General features: G+C 40.7%; 19 protein-coding genes, 1 other RNA gene and 1 pseudogene. 6 read left to right on the top strand and 15 right to left on the bottom strand.

Annotation, left to right across the window (positions count from 1 at the left end):
• A pseudogene (locus H5154_RS18020) lies at window positions 1-473 on the top strand (chitodextrinase); the annotation flags it as partial.
• Entirely contained in the window at window positions 470-1,624 is a 1,155-nt protein-coding gene (locus H5154_RS18015) for a KTSC domain-containing protein (protein WP_149981780.1), read from the top strand. The pseudogene H5154_RS18020 and the gene H5154_RS18015, both read left to right, overlap by 4 nt.
• A 138-nt stretch (window positions 1,625-1,762) precedes the next feature.
• Here H5154_RS18015 and gcvP read toward each other — a convergent pair whose 3' ends face one another.
• The 4 genes from gcvP to H5154_RS17995 form a co-directional block, all read right to left on the bottom strand.
• Window positions 1,763-4,654, bottom strand: coding sequence for an aminomethyl-transferring glycine dehydrogenase (gene gcvP / locus H5154_RS18010; protein ID WP_182719175.1), 2,892 nt, complete (start codon window positions 4,652-4,654; stop codon window positions 1,763-1,765).
• Between the two features lie 176 nt (window positions 4,655-4,830).
• Window positions 4,831-5,220, bottom strand: a complete 390-nt coding sequence (gene gcvH / locus H5154_RS18005) for a glycine cleavage system protein GcvH (RefSeq protein WP_149983214.1) — start codon at window positions 5,218-5,220, stop codon at window positions 4,831-4,833.
• Window positions 5,221-5,276: 56 nt separating this feature from the next.
• On the bottom strand, window positions 5,277-6,359 hold the full coding sequence (gcvT, locus tag H5154_RS18000) for a glycine cleavage system aminomethyltransferase GcvT (protein ID WP_145241861.1): 1,083 nt from the start codon (window positions 6,357-6,359) through the stop codon (window positions 5,277-5,279).
• 186 nt (window positions 6,360-6,545) lie between these two features.
• Window positions 6,546-7,145 carry a hypothetical protein gene (locus tag H5154_RS17995; RefSeq protein ID WP_182719174.1) on the bottom strand — a complete coding sequence of 200 codons (600 nt, stop codon included), beginning with the start codon at window positions 7,143-7,145 and terminating at the stop codon, window positions 6,546-6,548.
• A gap of 126 nt (window positions 7,146-7,271) precedes the next feature.
• Here H5154_RS17995 and H5154_RS17990 point away from each other — a divergent pair, with 126 nt between their 5' ends.
• Both H5154_RS17990 and H5154_RS17985 read left to right on the top strand, forming a co-directional pair.
• On the top strand, window positions 7,272-8,117 hold the full coding sequence (locus tag H5154_RS17990; protein WP_145241866.1) for a LysR family transcriptional regulator: 846 nt from the start codon (window positions 7,272-7,274) through the stop codon (window positions 8,115-8,117).
• 206 nt (window positions 8,118-8,323) lie between these two features.
• The gene (locus H5154_RS17985; protein WP_182719173.1) at window positions 8,324-10,474 is read left to right on the top strand and encodes a TonB-dependent receptor domain-containing protein; all 2,151 of its coding nucleotides are present in this window, start codon (window positions 8,324-8,326) and stop codon (window positions 10,472-10,474) included.
• Window positions 10,475-10,747: 273 nt separating this feature from the next.
• On the opposite strand, the gene H5154_RS17980 is transcribed toward H5154_RS17985, so the two are convergent.
• Genes H5154_RS17980 through H5154_RS17965 form a run of 4 tightly spaced genes read right to left on the bottom strand, consistent with a single transcriptional unit; the run spans window position 10,748 to window position 15,031 of the window.
• Window positions 10,748-11,914 (bottom strand): FAD-dependent monooxygenase, encoded by a 1,167-nt coding sequence (locus H5154_RS17980; RefSeq protein WP_182719172.1) that lies wholly within the window; start codon window positions 11,912-11,914, stop codon window positions 10,748-10,750.
• Window positions 11,911-13,095, bottom strand: coding sequence for a 2-octaprenyl-6-methoxyphenyl hydroxylase (gene ubiH, locus H5154_RS17975; RefSeq protein ID WP_149983223.1), 1,185 nt, complete (start codon window positions 13,093-13,095; stop codon window positions 11,911-11,913). The genes H5154_RS17980 and ubiH overlap by 4 nt, the downstream gene beginning before the upstream one ends.
• Before the next feature lie 9 nt (window positions 13,096-13,104).
• Window positions 13,105-14,436 carry a Xaa-Pro aminopeptidase gene (pepP, locus tag H5154_RS17970; protein ID WP_182719171.1) on the bottom strand — a complete coding sequence of 444 codons (1,332 nt, stop codon included), beginning with the start codon at window positions 14,434-14,436 and terminating at the stop codon, window positions 13,105-13,107.
• 31 nt (window positions 14,437-14,467) lie between these two features.
• Entirely contained in the window at window positions 14,468-15,031 is a 564-nt protein-coding gene (locus tag H5154_RS17965; RefSeq protein WP_145241895.1) for a UPF0149 family protein, read from the bottom strand.
• Between the two features lie 194 nt (window positions 15,032-15,225).
• On the opposite strand from H5154_RS17965, the gene ssrS reads away from it, so the two are divergent.
• Window positions 15,226-15,409: non-coding RNA, 6S RNA (gene ssrS, locus H5154_RS17960), on the top strand.
• 15 nt (window positions 15,410-15,424) lie between these two features.
• Here the strand turns inward: ssrS and H5154_RS17955 are convergent.
• Window positions 15,425-16,348, bottom strand: a complete 924-nt coding sequence (locus H5154_RS17955; RefSeq protein ID WP_182719170.1) for a DMT family transporter — start codon at window positions 16,346-16,348, stop codon at window positions 15,425-15,427.
• Window positions 16,349-16,497: 149 nt separating this feature from the next.
• On the opposite strand from H5154_RS17955, the gene H5154_RS17950 reads away from it, so the two are divergent.
• Window positions 16,498-17,400 carry a LysR family transcriptional regulator gene (locus tag H5154_RS17950; RefSeq protein ID WP_145241900.1) on the top strand — a complete coding sequence of 301 codons (903 nt, stop codon included), beginning with the start codon at window positions 16,498-16,500 and terminating at the stop codon, window positions 17,398-17,400.
• A 29-nt stretch (window positions 17,401-17,429) separates the two neighbouring features.
• Here the strand turns inward: H5154_RS17950 and H5154_RS17945 are convergent, their stop codons facing one another.
• The 6 genes from H5154_RS17945 to hrpB form a co-directional block, all read right to left on the bottom strand.
• Window positions 17,430-17,621 carry a DUF3185 family protein gene (locus tag H5154_RS17945; RefSeq protein WP_149983225.1) on the bottom strand — a complete coding sequence of 64 codons (192 nt, stop codon included), beginning with the start codon at window positions 17,619-17,621 and terminating at the stop codon, window positions 17,430-17,432.
• Window positions 17,622-17,721: 100 nt separating this feature from the next.
• On the bottom strand, window positions 17,722-18,189 hold the full coding sequence (locus H5154_RS17940; RefSeq protein ID WP_145241905.1) for a nuclear transport factor 2 family protein: 468 nt from the start codon (window positions 18,187-18,189) through the stop codon (window positions 17,722-17,724).
• A 446-nt stretch (window positions 18,190-18,635) separates the two neighbouring features.
• Window positions 18,636-18,998, bottom strand: coding sequence for an outer membrane protein assembly factor BamE (gene bamE / locus H5154_RS17935; protein ID WP_145241390.1), 363 nt, complete (start codon window positions 18,996-18,998; stop codon window positions 18,636-18,638).
• Between the two features lie 415 nt (window positions 18,999-19,413).
• Entirely contained in the window at window positions 19,414-19,827 is a 414-nt protein-coding gene (locus tag H5154_RS17930; protein ID WP_182719169.1) for a DUF4019 domain-containing protein, read from the bottom strand.
• Window positions 19,828-19,947: 120 nt separating this feature from the next.
• Complete coding sequence (locus H5154_RS17925; RefSeq protein ID WP_182719168.1) at window positions 19,948-20,292, bottom strand: 5-carboxymethyl-2-hydroxymuconate Delta-isomerase; 345 nt, start codon at window positions 20,290-20,292, stop codon at window positions 19,948-19,950.
• A gap of 115 nt (window positions 20,293-20,407) precedes the next feature.
• Complete coding sequence (hrpB, locus tag H5154_RS17920; protein WP_182719167.1) at window positions 20,408-22,831, bottom strand: ATP-dependent helicase HrpB; 2,424 nt, start codon at window positions 22,829-22,831, stop codon at window positions 20,408-20,410.
• Window positions 22,832-22,939 lie beyond the last annotated feature (108 nt).

Raw genomic sequence — 22,939 nt, 5'->3', positions numbered from 1 at the left:
GTTGGCAAAAAATTAAAGATTTATTTTACCAAACCCCAGATTTACCACCTGAACACCCTGACGACTATAAAACGCTGGACGGTGTTGATCAAAATGACAACGGTATCCGCGACGATTATGAGCGCCATGTGTATGAAAAGTTTGATTCTCCACAGCTCATCACCTTTAGTTTAGGTGCCGCTTCAACATTACAACTGGTTATTGATATAGAGCAGGGCCGTATACCAAATTTAGATACTGAGATCGGTAAGCAGATTATTTTGGATATGATTAACATAAGCTACTGTGTTCGATATTTACAAAATTCACACCCACACTTTAGAGAACCCGAAGTTTTATACTTTAATACGATAGATAGAGCTTACGCGAACCGAAAAAGCCAAAATAAAATTAGTGACTATATTGCTTGGGATGACGACTTTCATTACGGCGCTGATAGAGACTGCAAAATACTTAAGAAGGACATAAAATGAAAGCTACATATATTTTGTTCTTACTTATATTTCCAATTTTTACTTATGGTAATTATCAAGCACTAGATCGGTACTGCTCTAAAAACATTGATAATGTACGCATTTTCTATGTAAATGGTATGCGGACTAATATCAAGCAATACAAAGCTAATTTAAATGAATTAAGTTACTTTCAAGATTCTTATCTACCAGAATTTAAAAAAGGAGCACTTCCTGCGGGAAGTCATAATAAAAGTGAAGCTATATTTATGCAAATATATGAAGTCGCACAGCAAAAGTATAGTGACTTGCCCGTATTTTCACCTGAGTATCGTATAATAACTGCAATAATTGGAGGCACTGTTAGCTCACTATCAGATATAGATATCGCTCAAATTGAGTCTGTTTTACAGGATGTATTTACTGAAGTAAATTACTCTATTATTGACGAGACAGACTATAAAAATGCATTTCAAAGACTTCAATTTCAGATGCATTCTTGCAACCGTATTATTCTTATTGGTCACTCGCAAGGTAACTTTTACACCAATGCTCTTTTTGAGGAAACCATATCTACTTATCAATATAGCGACGGGTATCTTGCTTCCGATTATCCACTGGTTAGCCTAGCCGCAATAGCAACACCAACAAGTTCAATAGGAGGAAGTTTGGGGGAGGAATATAAAGAGATCATTTCACACCTTACACTTGACGAAGACTGGGTCATACGAGCCGTAAGGATTTTATTTGGTAGTTTACCTTCAAACTATTCTGCTGAGTCTTTATTTGACTCAACTGGTCATGGGTTAATTGATGCATACCTAAGAAATAATGCAGTTGCAAATGCAATAAGTGCTAAAATTGAAGCTTCTATTTTAAACCAAACTCCTTTCCCCTTATTTGAACAACACCCTGTAAATTCAGATGCTTTTTCACACATCGGCTATTCAACGATTAATAAAATTCTTGATCTCAAATTTGAATCAGGAAGTGTTTATCGTTACTACAATATACCTATTTTAGTATGGGATGAGTTGTATTACTCAACATCAATGGGGAAGGTTTTTAATGATAATATTCGAGGCCAATACCCTTTTGATAAGTTAGACATTGAAAGTATGACTTATCTAAAAATGACGTCACTTGAACCAGTTGCAAAAGTTGAAAAATAACTAAACATTGGACTAGAAATAAAAAAGGGTGAGCCACGATAGCTCACCCTTTTTAATAATTATGGTTTGGGAATAGAGATTGGATTCCCAATCTATAATTTCATTACCAAACTATAATGACTTTGATCAATAAAATTATTAATCTCTGTATGTCTCTACCGCTGGGCATGAACACACTAGATTACGGTCGCCGTATACGTCATCGATACGCGTTACTGTAGGCCAGAATTTGTTTTTGGCCACTGCTGGTACTGGGAACGCAGCGTAGAAGCGGTCGTATGCTCTGTCCCACTCGTTACCAAGTACGTCGCCTTGTGTATGCGGTGCAAACACTAGCGGGTTGTTTTCGATAGACCATTCGCCAGAGATCACTTTGTCGATTTCGCCTTTGATTGATACCATAGCTTCGATGAAACGGTCGATCTCAACTTTAGACTCAGACTCAGTGGGCTCAATCATCAAGGTGCCCGCTACTGGGAACGACATAGTTGGTGAATGGAAACCGTAATCTTGTAAACGCTTAGCAACATCCATTTCAGTGATGCCCGAAAGCTCTTTAAGTGGGCGTAAGTCAACAATACATTCGTGAGCAACACGGTTGTTGCGACCACGGTATAAAATTGGGAAGTGCTGGCTTAACTCATGAGTTAAGTAGTTAGCACTTACGATTGCCATTTCAGTGGCTTGTTTAAGGCCTTCGCTACCCATCATGGTGATGTAAGCCCATGAGATAGGTAAAATAGCTGCTGAGCCGTATGGCGCTGCTGATACTGCTCCGTTGCCGATACTCGTACCAGGTACGTTAATTACGCTGTGGTTAGGCATAAATGGCGCTAGGTGTGATTTAACACCGATTGGGCCAACACCTGGGCCACCGCCGCCATGTGGGATACAGAACGTTTTATGCAAGTTTAAGTGCGATACGTCTGAACCGATAAAGCCTGGGCTTGTTACACCTACTTGTGCATTCATGTTCGCGCCGTCCATGTAAACTTGGCCGCCGTGTTGATGAATGATGTCACAAATTTCACGAATTGTTTCTTCGTATACACCGTGCGTAGACGGGTATGTGATCATGATACACGATAGGTTTTCTGATACTTCTTCTGCTTTCGCTTTAAGATCAGCCATATCTACATTACCGTTTTTGTCACAATCAACAACTACAATTTTCATGCTTGCCATTTGTGCAGAAGCTGGGTTAGTACCGTGCGCTGAACTTGGGATCAAACAAATATTACGGTGTGCATCGCCACGTGACTCGTGGTATTTGCGAATCGCGATTAAGCCTGCGTATTCACCTTGTGCACCAGAGTTTGGCTGTAATGAAACGGCATCGTAACCGGTGATGTTAACTAACCAATCATGTAGTTCGCCCATCATGATTTGGTAACCTTCTGCTTGGTCTAGCGGGCAGAATGGGTGAAGATTAGCAAACTCAGGCCAAGTAATTGGGATCATCTCAGCGGTCGCGTTTAGTTTCATAGTACATGAACCTAACGAGATCATTGAGTGATTAAGTGCTAAATCTTTGTTTTCAAGACGTTTGATATAACGCAGCATTTCAGTTTCGCTGTGATACGAATTGAAGTTAGGGTGCGTTAAGATTTCATCATCGCGTTCAAGGTTTGCAGGGATTGAATCGCTACCGTTTGCTTCGATGTCTGCTGCGATTGCATCAACACTTAAGCCGTGGTCTTCGCCAAGAATGATATCGAACAACTGTGCTACGTCTGCGCGCGTTGTGGTCTCAGACACTGAGATTGAGTATTCGCCATCATGGTTAGTAGCAAAGTTTACGCCGTTTGCTACAGCACGCGCTGTTACATCGTCTTTGTTATCGCTAACAACTGTTAGGGTATCAAACCAGGTGCTGTGCTTAAGGTTTACACCTTTAGCTTTAAGGCCTGCGGCTAAAATATCAGCAAAACGATGAATACGCTGTGCAATTGTTTTTAAGCCTTGTGGGCCATGGTACACCGCATAAAACGCAGCCATGTTAGCGAGTAATACTTGCGCTGTACAAATGTTTGAGTTGGCTTTGTCGCGGCGAATGTGTTGCTCGCGGGTTTGCATTGCCATACGTAGTGCATCGTTACCTAAACGGTCTTTAGACACACCAATGATACGACCTGGTAATGAACGTTTGTATGCATCACGTGTTGCGAAAAATGCAGCGTGTGGACCGCCGTAACCCATTGGTACACCAAAACGCTGGGCAGAACCAAGTACTACGTCTGCGCCAAGTTTACCTGGTGCTTTTAATAGTAATAAGCTCATGATGTCAGCAGCAACACAGGCAATCGCTTTTTTGCTTTGTACGCCAGCGATTAAATCTGTGATATCGACTACTTCACCTGATGTTGACGGGTATTGGAATAACGCACCAAAAATTTCGTGATTTACAGCATCAGCAGCAGGACCTACCACAACTTCAAAACCAAACTGCTCGGCGCGAGTTGTCACTACGTCGATAGTTTGGGTATGTACGTCATCAGCGATGAAGAAGATGTTGGCTTTTTTAGCTTTAGATACACGCTTTGCAAGGCCCATGGCCTCGGCAGCCGCAGTTGATTCATCAAGTAATGATGCACTTGCTAAATCAAGACCGGTAAGGTCTAAGGTCATAGTTTGGAAATTAAGTAATGACTCTAAACGCCCTTGAGCAATCTCTGGTTGGTATGGAGTGTACGCTGTGTACCAGCCTGGGTTCTCAAGTACGTTACGTAATATTACGTGTGGTACGTGAGTTGGGTGGTAGCCTTGACCGATGTAAGATTTGAATACTTTATTTTTGCTTGCTACTGATTTTAAGTAGCTTAGTGTTTCAACTTCAGTGCGGCTTTCACCCACTGTTAGGCCTTGCTCTAAGCGGATGCTTGCAGGTACAGTTTGACCGATCAGCTCTTCAACACTCGATACTCCAAGAGCACTTAGCATATCGCTTACTTGTGCTGGGCTTGGCCCAATATGACGGCGAATAAAATCTTGCGTTTGCTCTAATTGTTCAAGAGATTTGGCGTTTGACATTTGTCCAGATTCCTATGATCCAAAAAATAAATGGTTATTACTAATGGGTAACCAGCAATAACTTAAAAGCTTTTGATTTAATGACTTACAATGTATGGAAAGGTAAGCGGTAAAATCATAAAAGCCCCAATTATGTTAGGTATAATGGGGCTTTTAGTACGGCGATAAACTAATTATTAGTCTTCGTCGATCGAATGCGCATAGCCTTCAGCGTCAAGCAGGTTTTCAAGCTCAGACTCATCAGATGCTTTAATGCGGAATAACCAACCATCGCCGTAAGCGTCGTTGTTTACTGTTTCAGGTGCATCTTCAAGATCTTCGTTGATTGCAACGATTTCGCCACCGATTGGTGCGTATATATCTGATGCCGCTTTTACTGATTCTGCTACTGCACAATCTTCGCCTGCAAGTACTTCGTCACCAACTTCTGGTAATTCAACAAATACCATGTCGCCAAGTAGTTCTTGTGCGTGCTCAGAGATACCTACAGTGAAAGTACCGTCACCTTCGTTGCGAACCCACTCGTGTGAAGAGGCATACTTTAACTCGCTAGGGATATTGCTCATTTTATTCTTCCTTTGGTTTATATTGGGTGATAACACCAAATCTTTTAATTGATACTTTAAAGTACAGACTTACCGTTACGTACAAAGCTTGGTTTAACTACTTTTACGTTAACTAATTTTTTACGCATTTCTACTTGAGCAGTTTCGCCAGTTGAACGTGGTACACGTGCAAGGGCAACACTAAAACCAAGTGTAGGTGAGAAAGTACCAGAGGTAATGACCCCTTCGCCACCATCAACAATTACTTTAGAACCACTACGCAATACGCCTTTTTCTTCCAGCACTAGGCCAACAAGTTTATCAGTGCTTTTGTCAGCGCGTTGCTGTACTAGTACGTCACGACCGATAAAGTCACGATCTTCAGGTTCCCATGCAATGGTCCACGCCATGTTAGCAGCAAGTGGTGATACGCTCTCGTCCATATCTAGGCCGTAAAGGTTCATACCCGCTTCTAAACGTAGTGTGTCACGTGCACCAAGGCCCGCAGGCGCAACACCAGCATCTAGCAGTTGTTGCCAAAGATCCGCAGCTTGCTCGTTCGGTACAACAATTTCGTAACCGTCTTCGCCAGTATAGCCTGTTGTAGCAATAAATAAATCACCAGTTTGCACACCAAAAAACGGCTTCATATCTGCAACAGCTGCTTGTTGATCAGCCGTTAAGATAGTGGCAGTTTTTGCTTTAGCATTAGGGCCTTGTACTGCAATCATGGCAAACTCTGGGCGCTCTGTTACTGCAACGGCAAAATCAGCTGAAACTTTAGCCATGTGCGCTAAATCTTTTTCACGAGTTGCAGAATTAACCACTAAGCGATAATCAGTATTTGAGAAGAAGTAAATGATAAGGTCGTCAATTACGCCACCTTGCTCATTCAGCATGCCAGTGTAAAGCGCTTTACCAGGAACGGTTAATTTAGCAACATCGTTAGCGACTAGTTTACGAAGGAATGCTTGTGCTTGCTCGCCTTTGACATCAACAATAGTCATGTGTGAAACGTCAAACATGCCTGCATCGGTGCGCACTGCGTTGTGCTCTTCGATTTGCGAACCATAGTTGATTGGCATTTCCCAGCCATGAAAATCAACCATTTTTGCTTTTGATTCTAGGTGCTTTGCATGTAAAACTGTTTTAGAAGTCATAATATTCCTTCACTTTATAATTAACCCAAGATTGGGCGTGGCCTCAATTTAATGAGGGGGAATAACATGGGCGGCGATTATACATAAGTTGTAATGCACCTAACACCCAAATTGCGATTTGTTCTAACAAATAAATTACAAAAGCTGGCAACTAAAAAATACGCTAGCCAGCTTATCAATTTATGTTTAAGCAACGTCTGGTAGTGACATATCAAAACCGCGTTGCTGTAAATATGTTTGCCATTTAGTCAGCTCAGGCGCTTTGGCCACCAGCTGAAAATACTGTATTGATTGTTTATCAATAGCGGTAATAAATACCTCACCACTTTGCGCACCGTAGCAGCTGTTGGCGTCTGACAAGCGCAGTCCAGGGGTGAGTTTAAATGCTTCGACTAACGCGTCAAATGCCTGCTCACCAGATAAAGTTAAGGTCGCTAAATCAGTGCGGGTAACAAACTCAATATCGTAGCGCAGTTGCTGTTCACTGATCAGTGCTTGTAATTGAGCCGCTGCATCTGTGTGCAACACAAATCTAAACGCTGTTGCACTAAAGTAATATAACGCAAAGCTATAATTGCTGTTTAGGTCACCATCTAAGGTGCCTTTCACACCTAAACCACTGGCGGTTAGTTTGTTTAAATCTAACCCGAATATAGTGGTTAAAAACGGGATTGCTTCAGTGCCGCTAAAATCGATCACCACGGTGTTTGTATTGAGCTGCAGCATATTGCTATCAGCTGCTTCAATCTGGCTATGACGAGCAAACATTATCGGGCTAAAAGTCATTATCGACACCTATCAATCTTTAATGGCAAAAGTATATTGTGCAAGTCTAGCAACAACAAATTGTAATTATTAATCAATTGATAAATAATACTTATCAATCTACCCCCATAAATTGTAATTTTTAATATGAAAAATATCTCAACAGACAGCTTACGCACGTTAGTTACTGTGGTTGAAGTAGCAGGTTTTGCTAAAGCAGGTGATTTACTTGGCTTATCGCAACCCGCTGTAAGTTTACAAATAAAGCGGTTAGAAGAAATGCTCGGGCATAAGCTATTTAAAAAACAAGGCCAGCGCCAAGTACTCAATCAATACGGTGAACTGCTGCTGCCGATGGCAAAGCAAATGCTGCTGCAAAACGACACCATTTTGCAATTATTTACTAAAGAGAATGTGACCGGTAAGGTGAGGTTGGGAATACCCAGCGAATTTGCCGCTCGGATCTTACCCGCTATTATCGGTGACTTTGTGGCACTTTACCCTGAAGTATCGTTAGAGGTTAAATCGCGTTTAAGTAAGCATTTATTGTCGGTTTCACGAGAAGACCAGTTTGATTTAGTACTGGCGTTAAATGAAGATTTAAACTCTGAAAAGTTCCCTGTTTTTATGCAAGACCAACTGGTCTGGGTTGGTGATTTATCAATAGCACAAAATGACGTTGTTACGCTTGTGACTGCACCGGAAGGTTGTATTTATCGACGCCGCGCCATCGAGGCATTGCAACTTGCAGGTATTAAGTACCGCATAAGTTATAGTAACGCTGATTTAACAGGCCTTACTGCGGCTTTAAAAGAAGGATTAGGGATCACCGTTTTGGCTAGAAGCACAGTGCCTAATGAACTTAACTATGAGTTAAACACCGCTATTTTACCGAGCCTAGGTAAAATAGGTATTAGCTTAACAAAGCATGCAGAACAAGCCGAGCATGCGGTAGATAAACTTGCCGAGTTTATTGCATTACGCTTGACTTAATAGCTAACAAAAAGCCGCCTTTAGTTACCTTTTGATAATTTAGATTATCGCAACGAATATAGTAATACAATATTAACAACAATATGTTTTCATATTTATATTCAAAAACTTACTTAACGATCGGAATTGTTACAAATAGGATTGATTCGTATTATTTTACATGTTTAAATTGCGCCAGTTAAAATTAGACACATACAGGATCTATAATGCCTCCTAAGCTTATTGTTTCAACACTTTCGATGGCTATTGCTTTATCATTAAGCGCTAATGCCGTTGCAAATGATGCAACAAATAAAAAAAAGAACTTTGAGCAAATTACCGTTATTGGCTCGCAAGCTGCTATTAACGATATTCCGGGCTCTGCTACATTTATCTCAGACGAACAATTACAAAAATTCGAATTTACCGATATTTCTCGTGTTTTAGCATCTGTACCAGGTGTTTATGTGCAAGAAGAAGATGGTTATGGCCTGCGCCCTAACATTGGTATGCGTGGCACAGGTACTGGCCGTAACGATAAAATATCAGTAATGGAAGATGGTGTTCTCGTAGCACCCGCACCTTACTCAGCGCCATCGGCTTACTACTTCCCTACTATGGGCCGTATGGAGTCGATTGAAGTATTAAAAGGCGCAGCCTCTGTTAAGTATGGTCCGCGTACAACCGGTGGTGTTTTAAACTTACTTTCGCGCAGCTTACCGACCGAAGGTTCAACGGGTTTAGTAAACGCCGAACTCGGTAGCGATGGTTTTTATAAGGGCCATGCTTACTTCGGTAAAGAAAAAAACAACGCAGCTGGCCTTATTGAAGTTTTCAGCTATGGTGCAGATGGCTTTAAAGAATTACCTGTAGGTAGCGACAACACAGGCTTTGAAAAAACAGATTTTTTACTTAAATTTGGTTATAAGTTTGGTGAAAACAACGCGCATAACCTAGAGATGAAAATTAAGTACTCTGATGAACAATCTGATGAAACTTACATGGGTTTAACAGAAGAAGATTATAAAGCGTCACCAAACCGTCGTTATGCCGCATCACAAAAAGACCAAATGAACACGCAACATAATGCATACCAATTAAACTATGCTTATCGTTTTGGTGATGGTTATGAGTTATTAGCGACAGCTTACCTCAATGATTTTCATCGTAATTGGTACAAAGCGAGCAAAGTAAGTGAAAGCTATTTAGCACAGTACAGTGAATTTGAAGCGGCACCAACAGCTGAAGGTATTGAAGGCATTGGTATTAAAGCAAATAACCGCGACTACCAAGCCAAAGGTGTGCAATCAGAGTTGCACATTCCTGCGGGCGATCACTATGTGACTGTTGGCGTGCGCTACCACGAAGACGAAATGGATCGTTTTCAGTGGGAAGACAAATACACACTTAATCAAGATTTAAGTATGACCTTAACGTCTCAGGGCGTTCCGGGTTCTGACAGCAATCGTGTAGATAGTGCAAAAGCAACAACGTTATTCATTCAAGACCAGTGGTCAATCGATGCATTAGTGATTAATGCAGGCCTTCGTTATGAAGACATCACAATTACCCGCGTAGAGTGGTCAAAGTCTGATCCTAAACGTGAAAATGGCTTAACTAAAGACGTTTCAAACGATACACAAATCTTAGTGCCATCACTGGGGGCAACTTACACCGTAAGCGACAGCCTAACGCTACTTGCAGGTATTCAGCAAGGTTACGCTCCTGCTGCACCAGGTAATGCAGACCAAGAAGAAGAGGAAAGCGTAAACATTGAGTTTGGTGGCCGTTATAACGTTGCTGGTTTTAATGGTGAAATCATTGCATTCTTCTCTGATTACAGCAATATGCATGGAAATTGTACTGCATCTGTAGGCTGTAGTGATGAAAACATTGGCGACCAATACAACTACGGCGAAGTAGAAGTATCGGGCTTTGAGTTCTCTGCAGGTCGTATTTTCGAAACTAATAGCGCAACATTCCCTGTACGCTTAACTTACACTTATACGGATTCACAGTTTAAAAATGATTTTGCATCAGATATCTGGGGCCAAGTAAATAAAGGCGATGCAATGCCTTACGTTCCAGAGAATCAAATCGCTCTTTCATTTGGTGCCGTGCTTTCAAGCTTTGCATTTGATACGCAAGTGCGTTATGTATCTGACGCACATGCTGATTTAAGTGCTGACGGCTTGAATGCAATCGACAGCCGTGTTGTGTGGGATTTAGCCGCTAAATATTTAATTGATGACAAGCAAAAAGTATATCTAACGGTTGATAACTTGTTTGATAACACTTACATCGCTAACCGCGCAAACGGTGGTATTCAACCAGGTAAACCACGCACAATCCAAATGGGTTACAGCTACGCGTTTTAAGTAAACGCTAAAGGTAAAGGCTAAAAATTATAAAAGCAGTGCTTGTTAAGTCAAAGTACTGCTTTTTTGTAGATCGTGATTTATCACGAAAGTAGTGCGTAAATTGAACTGATATAAAATCGCAAACCTCAGCACCTTTGGGCTAAAACCCAGCTAACAGGTAGACACCGAGCTTATCTGGATTATTTTATCAAATTTAAGGCATAAAAAAGCGCGGTATAAAATCACACTACTCATCACTTAGCTAGCCTAACATCTATCTCACTAACTCTGCTACTTCCCTATCGCTTGCTTGGCAAACAGGTGCTTAATTGGGCCTAAGTTATCAACCAAGCTTAAACCCACACCACGTACCAGTTTTTTAAGTGGGTTAGCGCCTGCAAATAATTCTTTTAAGCCTTGCATCATGGCAATATGCTTTTGTGCATCAAGCTTGCGGGTACGCTCGTAATCACGCAATAGTCGATTACTGGCAAACTCTTTATTGTCAGCAGTTAAAAGCTCAATAAGGTAAGCGGCATCTTTAAGGCCTAAGTTCATACCAAGTCCTGCTAACGGATGAATGGTATGTGCGGCATCGCCCATTAATACCACTTTACCTGTCACCCATTGCTGCGCGTAACGCATTTTCAAAGGGAACGCTGTGCGCGCACTTTGTACCTCACATAAACCGCATTGGCCATCAAGGGCTGCCATAACTGCTTTATTAAAATCGCTATCATCCATGGCTAGTAACGTTTGGCAATGCGCAGGACTGGTTGACCATACAATTGAGTGCGTATTGGCATCTGGCAGCGGTAAAAACGCCAGTGGTCCAGTAGGTAAAAATACTTGGCGCGCAGTATTATTATGTGGCTCAGTGGTTCTTACCGTCGCAACGATGGCGTTATGATCATAATCTTTAAACGTAATGGGCAAATTAAACTGTTTCCGAATCGCTGAATTTGCGCCATCGGCTGCCACTAATAACTTGGCTATAACTGGCTCACCAGAGTCTAAGGTTATAAAGACGTCATTGTCACTTTGGTGTATTTGTTGATAGCGTGTATCAAACATAAGCGTTGCTTGGCTGTATTGTTCTAATTCATTGATCAGTGCATAACGAATGATGTCGTTTTCAACAATATGACCTAAATGAGGAAGGTCCAGTTCATCGCTGTTAAAAGCAATTTTGCCAAAGCTATCTTGGTCGCGCACATCCATATGGGTATAGGCGCGTGCTCTTTGAGCAATGATCTCAGGCCACACTTGCAAAGATTCAAACAAGTGTTGGCTGGCAAGGCTCAGTGCACTTACGCGCAAAGCGTATTCATCGCCTGGCAATACTTGTTTTGCTGCCGCATCAATTACTACTACACTGATATTGGCTTTAACAAGCCCCAGCGCGAGGGTTAAGCCAACACAGCCGCCCCCCACAACACATACTTGTGTCTGTTTCATAGTCGTTTACCTTGTTTAACCTGACCCATTAATTGCTTAGCTAAAGGTGTTTTTAAAGAAGAACACAAATCCATGGCGAATAGACCACAGCTGCGACCAAATGCGAGTATTCGTGATGAGTTTGAAAATAACCGCACTAAAGAATCTGTTAACGTCATTACAGTGGTTATATCTTGGTTACGTTGTTTGGCATATTCACGGGTAAATAGGTAACTGCCAATTGCCAATTCGCTCTTTACTAATTCACATAGAAGTTGCACATCGCGCAGGCCTAAATTAAAGCCCTGCCCTGCAATAGGATGAATCGCATGCCCTGCATTGCCAATTAGTACCGTACGGTGAGCACTTAATGACTCAGCACGGCCATACACCAGTGGATAGTTTGCACGCATGCCGACTTTAGTAAATTGCCCGCCACGATAACCAAATGCAGTTTGCAAAGCACTTACAAAAGCGCTGTCGTCAAGCTGCATATGCGCGTCAATATCGGCTTTATCCATACACCATACTAACGAGTAACGGTTATTACTCATCGGGAGTAATGCCATTGGTCCATGCTCAGTAAAGCGCTCAAAAGCATGGTTATGATGACCACCTGCCACTTCAATATTGGCAATGATCGCCCCTTGTGAATAAGGCTCAGGAGTAAAATTGATCTTTGCCAGCTGGCGAGTAGCCGATTGCGCACCGTCGGCAATCACCACTAATTGGCCATTAAGTTGAGCACCAGACTGCAAAGTAATACTTGCAAAATCATGCTGATAGGTAATATCTGCAACACTGTCAGGGCAATACATGACCACTTGGGTAGCTGCAAGTTGTTGATGTAAAGCACGACCAAACGGATTTACCTCAACAACATAACCTAGAGCTGACTGCGAAAATTGCGCACAATCGATCTGCGTTTTACCAAAGTGACCGCGATCCGACACGGTCACTTTTTTAATTGCCGCAGCAAATGAGGCATCAATATCAAAGGCATTAATGGTCTGTAAAAATTGCACCGATTGTTGTGCTAAGGCGATACTTCGGTCGTCAAAACTAGGATGGTGTTCAGTGCTTGGTTGATTTGCTTCAACCACCGCAATCGTTAATTGCGGCGCATGTTTCGCAAGACTCAGCGCACAACTGGCACCCGCTAAGCCACCACCGATAATAACAACATCAAACTGCTCTGCCACGTTATGCTCCTAGCGGTTAATTGCTTGCTTTTGCATTAACGCTTCAATCTCGCTGATACTTTTTGGCACACTCAAAGTAAGATTTTCGTGGCCTTGCTCGGTCACTAACAGGTTATCTTCAATACGAATACCAATGCCCTTATATTGCTCAGGTGCTTGCGCATCTAGGCTAACATACAAGCCAGGTTCAATAGTGAGTACCATACCAGCTTCAAATGGGCGTTCTTTTTCGTCTTTTTTATAGTCGCCTACATCATGCACATCAAGGCCAAGCCAATGACCAAGGCCGTGCATATAAAATGCTTTACATGCTTGGTTATCAAGTAACTCTTGTAACTCACCTTGCAAAATACCTAAATCAACTAAGCCTTGGGTGAGCACTGTCATCGCTAATTTATTAGCCTTTGATAAGCTACCACCGGGCTTTACTTCAGTAAACGCTGCTGCTTGCGCCGCTAGAACAATGTTATAAAGCTCAGCTTGAGGTTGACTAAATTGCCCATTAATAGGGAAAGTACGCGTAATATCTGCCGCGTAACCTTGCAGTTCAGCGCCAGAATCAATCAGCACTAAATCACCGTCGGTCAGCACATCACTGTTAGCAGTGTAATGCAATATATTGGCGTTATCGCCACCGCCGACAATGGTGCCATAGGCGGGATGACGCGCACCATGCATAGCGTAATGATGATGAAGCTCGGCTTCTAGCTGATATTCGGTAGCGCCTGGCTTTGCAAACTGCATAGCACGAATATGTCCTTGGGCACTTATTTCACACGCTTGGCGCATAATATTCACCTCAGCAGGTGATTTAAATAAACGCATTTCGTGCACTAAACCACGAATATCTTTAATCGTATGTGGCGCTTTATAACCTTTTTTAGGCGCGCCACGCAGCGTCTTTAATAACGCCCACACTTTATCGTCAAACTGTGGATAAGTACCTTGTGCATAAAATAAAATCTGCTGGCCGTTCACCAAATTCAATAATTGTTCAGTTAGTTCACTCAGTGCACATGTTTGGTCGAATAAATAATCTTTTTTAGCTTTTTCAAAACCAATACGACGACCATGCCAAATTTCCGCCAGCTTATCTTTGTTCAAACAAAACAGCGTACTCGGTGTATCGCTGCTTGGGCAAAGCACTAACACTGCATCGGGTTCATTAAAGCCAGTTAGGTAGAAGAAGTCGCTATCTTGGCGAAACGCATATTCAGTATCACGGCTGCGGGTTACTTCACTTGCCGCTGGAATGATAGCCACACTGTTTGGTTCCATCATGGCAAGTAAACGATCTCTGCGTGCTTTAAACTCTGCTTTTTCTATTTTAACTGTTGGCATTATAAACCCTGTTTATACTGTTAATTTTAACTTAGTGAAGTGTTTTTTTAGTGCTTTTTGGCGCTTGCTCTTGACCAAGTTCAGCAAAACACAACAGCGCAGAAACTCGCACATATTCAATTACTTCGTGCAATGCTTGGCTGTCTTCTTCGGTTTCATCAAACATGGTATCTAAACGCGTAATTTCACTAAAATCACTGATCACTTCTTTTACATCAGCTGATAACTTGCCATAGTCTTTTTGTTTTAAGCCAAAACCAAGCATAAATCCAGCGACCCATGACACTAAACCATTCGCTTGATCTACTAAGGTTTCGTCATCACTTGGTAAAAATAAATCAAATTGAAACTCTTCGTTGTTAAAACTTTCTACAACTTGCTTATAAATAATGGCAAAAAATTCTTTCAGATCATGGCTAAATGCTTGGCCATCATTAAACACATCGCTTAATAAGCCTAAGTATTCTTTGGCTTCAATACTCAAGCCGCAGGCTAATAATCCACTGATCACGCCGTGTGCTTCTGAAGGAGTGACAAATATTTCGTTTTTTTCCAATAGTAATTGGGCTTGTTGGTAATCTGGTAATTCGTTCATGCTGAGATCTTCGCTTGGCTAATTAAGTCAATGCTACCACTCGATAAATAGCAACTCCAATGAAAAGTATGATTGAGGTCAAAAAGCAATCCGAAAAGTAAATAGCCAGTTACCAGTGCTGGAAAATCACCCGAACAGTATAATTATTTTGAATTTGGGGTGTAAGGATTGGCTTATGTCTTATATACTGAATTTGTTCCCTAGGGTGTTGGAGCTTGGTTAAGTCCCTGAGCCGATAAATTTTATGTTAGGGTTTCTGTTCGTCTGCTATTGTGCAAGCTCGGCATGTACCGAGAAGCCTACGGCAAACCGCAGATTCCCGCCCTGAGACCTTATGGTTTCAGGACTGACACCGAGTGCCGCATACTTGGGGAACACCTTTCTTACCTTCCTTTATACTATCTGCTGTTGTGCTTTAAACCATTGATAATAATATGAGCCAAATGTATTTAATAGCGTCGCAAATGCAATTAAGCTCGTACCCAGAATTTGCATCAAACTCATTACGGTACTAAAAAATAAAAACTGGAATGACACCGCAAAGATTAAGTTAGTATAAATTAAAGGCGCCAGCTGTGAGTTTGAATCAACTAATCTATATGCTTTGGAACGAAAAAACTGAGTTGCAGCAGTTGAAAGTCCTAAAAACAATAATAACAATAAGATCCCCTGCTCGAAATTGACTATCATTATTATACTTTGTTGATACTCAACTTGGCTGGTAAAAATAACCATCACAGGTAAAACAAACAATGCTGCAATTGCAAAACAGCACCCGTTTATTACCAAGATAGGTAAATTTATTTTACTGGCTCTAAATAAAGCAACTTGCGAGCAACCATTAAAAAAACCAGCCGCTAAACCTATTAATAATTCCCAGCGCCACGTTATCCCTTGTACGGTTAAGTTTTGCATCACCACGCCAATGCCCATTAATATTAAGGTAGGTAAAACCATTCGACTGATTTTGGTTTTATAAAAATAGCGCTCAAGTAGCGGAATAAATAACGGCCCAGTACTAAATAATACCACGGCCTCAATTAACGTTAAGCGACTTAAGGCCAACATAAAACAACCTTGGCAACTGGCAATAAAAATGGCACGTAAGATAAATGCACCCCAAGCTGCTTGATTTGGCATCACCCAGCGGCTGCATGCAGCAATAAACAACATAACTAACGCAGGAAGTAATAAACGCAACATCACTAATATTGCATCACTAAAATACTCAGTTAAAAGTTTTGAAAATAAACTATTCAACGCTAAAGTAAATGTGGATAACAGCATAAACATACTGGGTCGTAATAAAGCAGCCATAACAACTCCTTTCTCAACGAGAAATACGTTTCACATTGAGAATAATAAGCTTAACATTAATCTGAGGCGCTAAATTAGCGTAAATAGGTAGAATGAAAAAGCGAGTAATTATGCACAAACCTGTAAGTAAAACTTAACAAAGAGAAACTATGGCTAACTCTATTCCTTTAAAATCGCTTCATAGTTTTATTGCAGTCGCAGAAACTGGAAGTATGGTCCTCGCTGCTGAGCAATTAAATATTAGTCATTCTGCAATAAGCCAAGCAATTAAGTCTCTTGAATCGCAACTAAACACTCAATTATTTACTCGTATCGGCCGACGAGTTGAGCTAAATAGCACGGGTAAACGCTATTACCTGCGAGTACAGCCAGCTCTAAATGAGATTATAGCTGCAAGTTTTGAGATCTCTGCGAGTCAGCTCTGCGCGCACTTAACTTTAAATATGGTGAACTCGATGGCATTGCATTGGTGGATCCCACGAGTAGCGGAACTACAAGCTTACGCGCCAGAGTTAGATGTGCGTTTATCTAATTTAGTCGGAGAGTTTAACTTAGAGCAACATGGCGTGGATGTCGCTTTGGTGCATGGTAAACAACAAGATTGGGCGCAATATCACTGCGAAAAACTGGCTGATGATGAGCTTATTTTAGTATGTAGTCCTGAATTAATAAAAACCTTGCCCACAGATTGCCAAACTGGCAAAGAGCTACTTACTCGTTTCCCGGCTATTTTTGCCATAAACCCACGCCGCGATAACGATTGGCACGTATGGTGTAACGCCCATCAATTAGCAATACCGAAACAACATAAAAACCTCACTTTTAATATTTCAGTACAAGCAACGCAAGCGGCAATGCGCCAATTAGGTGTTTTGGTCACCCATAAACAATTTGTAAAAGATGATATTCAACAGGGTATGCTGGTGCAAATAGGTGAGCCGGTATTAAACCCACATCAACAGTTTTATTTTGCTACCAGCCATAGCAAGCGTGAACAAGCCACTATATTGATATTAAAAAAATGGTTAAAATCGCAGTTTTCTAATCAATAAAAGTTTATCAGCCTACGGCTTACTAAAAGTTAATTTTTAACTTTTAGTGCACCTAATACAATACAGACAACACCACCGACCATTCCAGCCCATGCCTCGATGGGTGTATCACCACTAAAAGTTCGCGTAATTTGCGCACTTGCAGAGTCATAAACGTCATAACCCCAAAAAGCCAGTGCAGCTCCAATACAGATCAGCACAATACCAATTACTTTATTCATTTTAATTCCTATTAAAGCTAACAGAGGTAATCTCTAAAAATACGCTAAGATATTGATTTAAGCAAAAACTAAAAATAACCTTCACACCGCTATTTAAAAATTACTCATGGTATTTACGGATCACCGCAATCTTACCGTTTTCAATTTCTAGAACATCCATCAACGTTTGGGTGTATTCAATCAGTTGCTTGTTTTGCGGGTGCACACCTTTCGCGTGTTGCGTGTAACGAATCGCAATAGCGGTATTATTAAATATGAAAGTATCAAGTAACTTTGCTTCATATTCAGTGTGGGCACCTAGATAAAAAGTCATACCTTTGCGCATCATGGCCTTACCGTCAGGTGAACGAGAATCATCGCTTTGATAAGGTAGGTGTTGATTAGCAACATCATCAGTGAGTAACGCTAAAAAAGCTTCGAGTTCTTTACTGCTAGCTTTAGGCGCCTGAGTTGCCGTCATGGTGGAAAAATATTGCTGGGCGAGTCCTTCTAGTTCGTTATTTTCGTCTTTTGCATGTAAGTTAAAAGTTGCGATAACAGCTAACAATAAAAAAGTAACGTATTTCATTATGCTCTCTTGCATTGTGTTTAATTATCACTCTATCAAAACAGCAACAAACTAAAATGTATAGTCTTTTTATAATAAATCACGCTTCGCCGGATGGTTTTATAAAATACTCTTATAAAATATCATCTAAAAGGCTGGCTTGTTCTGGACAATCTCAGTAAGCATGTAGCGAATCTTCTACAACTTAAGACCCATACCTTTTTAATTAAATTATTTTAATGTTCACCGGCACTTTCAATGCATAATAAAATTAACACACTCAATAACTTATTTAAATAAAAAGTCATTAGACTAACAACCAGCCTATAATTTACTTTAAAATAAATATAAAACTTAATGACCATTTAATATAAAAAAGTGATTGATTTAGGGAGAGGATAAATAATAGGGGTATTACGACTGCTAAGCAGCCGTAATAGAAATGCGTTGAAATAGATAGTAACGAGTTATAGGTGTGAAGAACTACCAGCTGATTCATTGAATGATAAACCTGATACAATGCCTTTAGCATTAAAACGGATTGTTACATTCTTTGTCTCATTTTGAGAACCACCGACATGGCCTGCGTATGGAATAAAGCCTACACCACCGCCTTGACCTTCGCTGTAGCTGTATGTCCATACAACTTCGTCATTACCTATATCATTAACGCCCATAGGGTCGCCAATCGCTTCTTTGACTTGCTCTTGAGTTGTTTCGCCTTTTTTGAAGCCTTTTACAACTTCCATATCAAAATCACGGCCTTGTGAGGTGCTATTACATGCGGCCAAAACAAACGCCATTGCAATTGTTAATAATATCTTTTTCATGTCATTCCTTAATAATTATCTTTTAAATTCCATTTCAACGCGATTAAGCGCGTTAATTATGAACAAAAAAAATAAAATATCAACCCCAAATGGAAACATATTAAAGATAAAAAATTAATCAGTAAAAATGTATAATAAAATAAAAAACAAATACTATAATTATAAATATTTCAATCCCACTTATGATTAGATATTACTTCCCAACCCACTATAGCAACCATTTTATACCATGATTTCATTTGGATAACTTACTCACTAGTAGAGCACAACAATCCACAACTAAAGTAAATTAATGCAACATCAGCAACAATAAATGTCATTATCATTATTTTATTTTTGTAAACTCCAATTTTTAATAATTATTTTATATTTTTTATTTCGTTAAAAAATACAGCTGTAGTAATAATAGGTTAATTCACTGGATAAAATAACCAATCACTTGCCATTGCTCAGCAGATTTTTTTAATGTCACGGTTTCAATCGACTGTGCTTTATTTTCAAAATCAGTTTGAAACTCTAAAATCACATAATCACCGTCGGGCAGTTGCGGTATTGAGGTTAACACTTGACGACTGATACCTTCGCGAGATGTAACAGAACCTAGCGGCGTACGAACTTGCTCTAACTTAGATACCCAAAGCGCTTGCGGTACATTTTTTTGAAAAAACGCCCCAGCCTGCTGCCAACTGTTTGCGTATTTACCACTATCAACAACTTCTAACCAGCTAGTCGCAGGGGCGATTTCTGTTGATACATCAACAACCCTTAGCGTCTGAGACCACGTTAATGTGCTTATAAATAAACATAAAACAACAATTATATTTTTCATGGTGAGTCCTTTTTTCTATCAAGTTATTTTGCCTCAAGCACAAAATCACTGTTCAACTTTGCCATAAATGATTTTCAAAAAACAATCTGCACTGTCGAAGCATCGCTCACTATGTTCTGCTTAAAGCTGGCTTTTATTACAATATGTTGCCTTTTCAAAGTCACTGACATTCATTGCAATATTGTCGATATGTGGGAACATCTGAGTAAGTTTAGTCACTATCGCTTTTGATAATTCAGCTTTTTGCTCAGTCGTTCGCCCCTCCATTATATATCCAAAAACATGAATAAATTCGTGCTGTTTATTACCCACTAAATAACGATTATACGGGTTTACTCTGACTTTAATTTCATGCTCAGCGAACAAATCCGACGCGTTTGCAGTATGGTAAATTTGCTCATTAATAGTATCTTCATCATGATAGGCCAAGATACTCTGCGAGCAATCGATGATAAAATGTGGCATTAAATAACTCCTTGTTTATGCAGTCAATAAGTATTTAATTTACCTTTTTTTTAAACTATAAAACACTGCTTAATAGTCAATTTTACTCTTGCTAACTTTGTCCTTGCTAACTCATTCACATCTTACTTTTAACTTTACTCGTAGCCACACTGGTGGCGGGGTTATCAGGCCAAAAGTGTTTTGGATAACGACCTTTCATTTCTTTTTGCACCTCCCGATAGCTGGTTTGCCAAAAGCCAGCAAGATCTTGTGTTAGTTGTAAAGGTCGTCTTGCTGGTGAGAGTAGTTCCATTAATAAGGGTAACTTGCCTTGCGCTAATATTGGCGTACTGATCATGCCGTACACTTCTTGCATAAGAACACTGAGTTTTGCGGGGCCGTCGAGTTGATATTCAATACGAATATTTGAGCCACTTGGAACTGACACTCTCAGCGGGAATAAATCATTTAACGCATTTTGTTGTTGCCAATTAAAACAACTTTGCAAGGCATTAAAGTAGTTAAACTTTTTCAACTGTTCGAGGGTTTTTATATCTTCCAGAAAAGCACCTAACCAAAGCTGTGCGTCATCGATTAAGCTTTGTTTAGTGATGACAGGAAATTGCTCCGGCATTAAATTACTGGCTAAACACATACGAATAAGTAACTGCTCACTGTCGCTTTGCTCATTAAATAATTCAAAGCCTTGTTTTTGAAATAAAGTTAACCACGCTTTCGCCCGCTCACTTTTATCAAGCGGATGTTTACTCGGTTGGCTAGTAACTGTAATTGCCCCTAGTTTGACTTCATCTTGATGAATAAAGCGCCCTGTTTTTTCGTCAAATTCACAGCGCGTTTGTGCAGTAAATAAATGTGTCAGTTCATCCTCAATCTCTGCAGGAGTAAACGCAACAGCTGCAAAAATACGACTGCCTTTTTGGCCTCCCATTGAAGCAATTGCAAGGTAGTCCTCGTTATGCCAATGCTCGTTGTTTAGCTCAGCACCTGCGCCATTGGTAAGCAAGTAACCATTGCCACGCTTTTTAGCTAATCGATCTGGAAAAGCAAACGCCACCAGCAAAGCCAAATAAGTGGTTTGTAGTTCGCGTACTTCAGTTAGCTTTAATCGCTTTAACCAAAATTTCAGTTGCTGTTTAAATACAGGATGTGGCCGAGCATGTTGGCTGTGTAATGCTAAGCTTAAATCTGCGGCATGGCTAATCCGACTCTCTAATAACGCAATTAAATACGCCGCTAATGTATAAATACCTGGCATCTGAGGTTCGAGTTGCTGCGCTTTAATTAGCATGTGCGCTAGGCGAATATCCGCGCCAAAACTTAGCATACGTGTACCGAGGGGGGTCAATTTATTGTTATTATCGAGCGCCTCTAACATTTGCAGTAATTTTGTTGCTTGCTGTATTTGTTGTGCTGTTGGACTATCTAACAAGCTTAGATCAGTTAACTCCGCGCCCCAGAATTTTGCCTCCAATAATAATTGGCTAATATCAGCACTTAAAATTTCTGGCGCATCATGGCTATTACGCCGCTCAAAGGTTTGTTTTGAACCAAGCCTATAAACTACACCGGGCTCAATACGCCCAGCCCGCCCAGCTCGTTGAATTGCCGATGAGCGAGAAATACTTTGTGTGGTGAGTTCAGTAACGCCAGTTTTTAAATTAAAACTAGCAGCGCGGCGCTTGCCACTATCAACCACAATACGAATACCTTCAATGGTTAAGCTAGTTTCGGCAACATTGGTGGTCAGCACCACTTTACGAGTACCTTTTGCCGCAGGGGCAATTGCAGCTTGTTGAGATGCTTTATCTTGTTCACCAAACAGAGTAACTACATGGCAATTTGCAGGCAAATCTGACAGCGCTTGTTGTACGCGGTTGATCTCATATTGACCGGGCAAAAAAACTAACGCACTGCCTGTTTGTTCAACTAAAGCTTGTTTGATAATACTGGCCATAGCGTCAAGCCAGCGGCTTTCATCTTTAATGGGTATGTAAATTTCATCGATGGGAAAGCTACGCCCGTGGGAACTAATAATTGAACAATCAAAAAACTGCTGATAGCGTTCGCTATCAAGGGTTGCCGACATCAATAAAATCGTTAAATCATCACGCAGTGCAGCTTGAGATTCTAATGCAAACGCTAATGCGGTATCGGCCGCAATAGAGCGCTCATGAAATTCATCAAATATCAGTAGGTCAACGCCACTGAGCTCTGGGTCGTTTTGTAGCATACGCGTGAGCATGCCCTCGGTAACAATTTCAAGGCGGGTATTAACACTGACTTTGGTTTCCTGCCTGATACGTAAACCAACGCTTTGCCCTACGGTTTCGTTTTGGCACTGTGCTAAATAGTTGGCAATATTACGTGCAGCTAAGCGACGCGGCTCAAGCATGACAATGTGCTTAAAGTGCCCGTCGCGCATCAACTGCAATGGTAACCATGTTGACTTACCCGCACCCGGCGGCGCTTGTAGTAAGGTAATCGGATCACTTTGTAATGTAGTAACGAGTTGATGATATATTTCTTGAACCGGCAGCACAGCTATTTATCCTAAATTGCATTGCCGATATTGTAACAAAAAACTGCAGTAAATCAGATTCATAAAATCGGTGATTATTGAGTGTTTGCAATAATTACAGACCGTTGC

The sequence above is a fragment of the Pseudoalteromonas sp. SR44-5 genome (assembly GCF_014163675.1).
In the GTDB taxonomy this organism is placed as follows: domain Bacteria; phylum Pseudomonadota; class Gammaproteobacteria; order Enterobacterales; family Alteromonadaceae; genus Pseudoalteromonas; species Pseudoalteromonas rhizosphaerae.
This window is presented reverse-complemented; position numbering and strand designations above follow the sequence as displayed.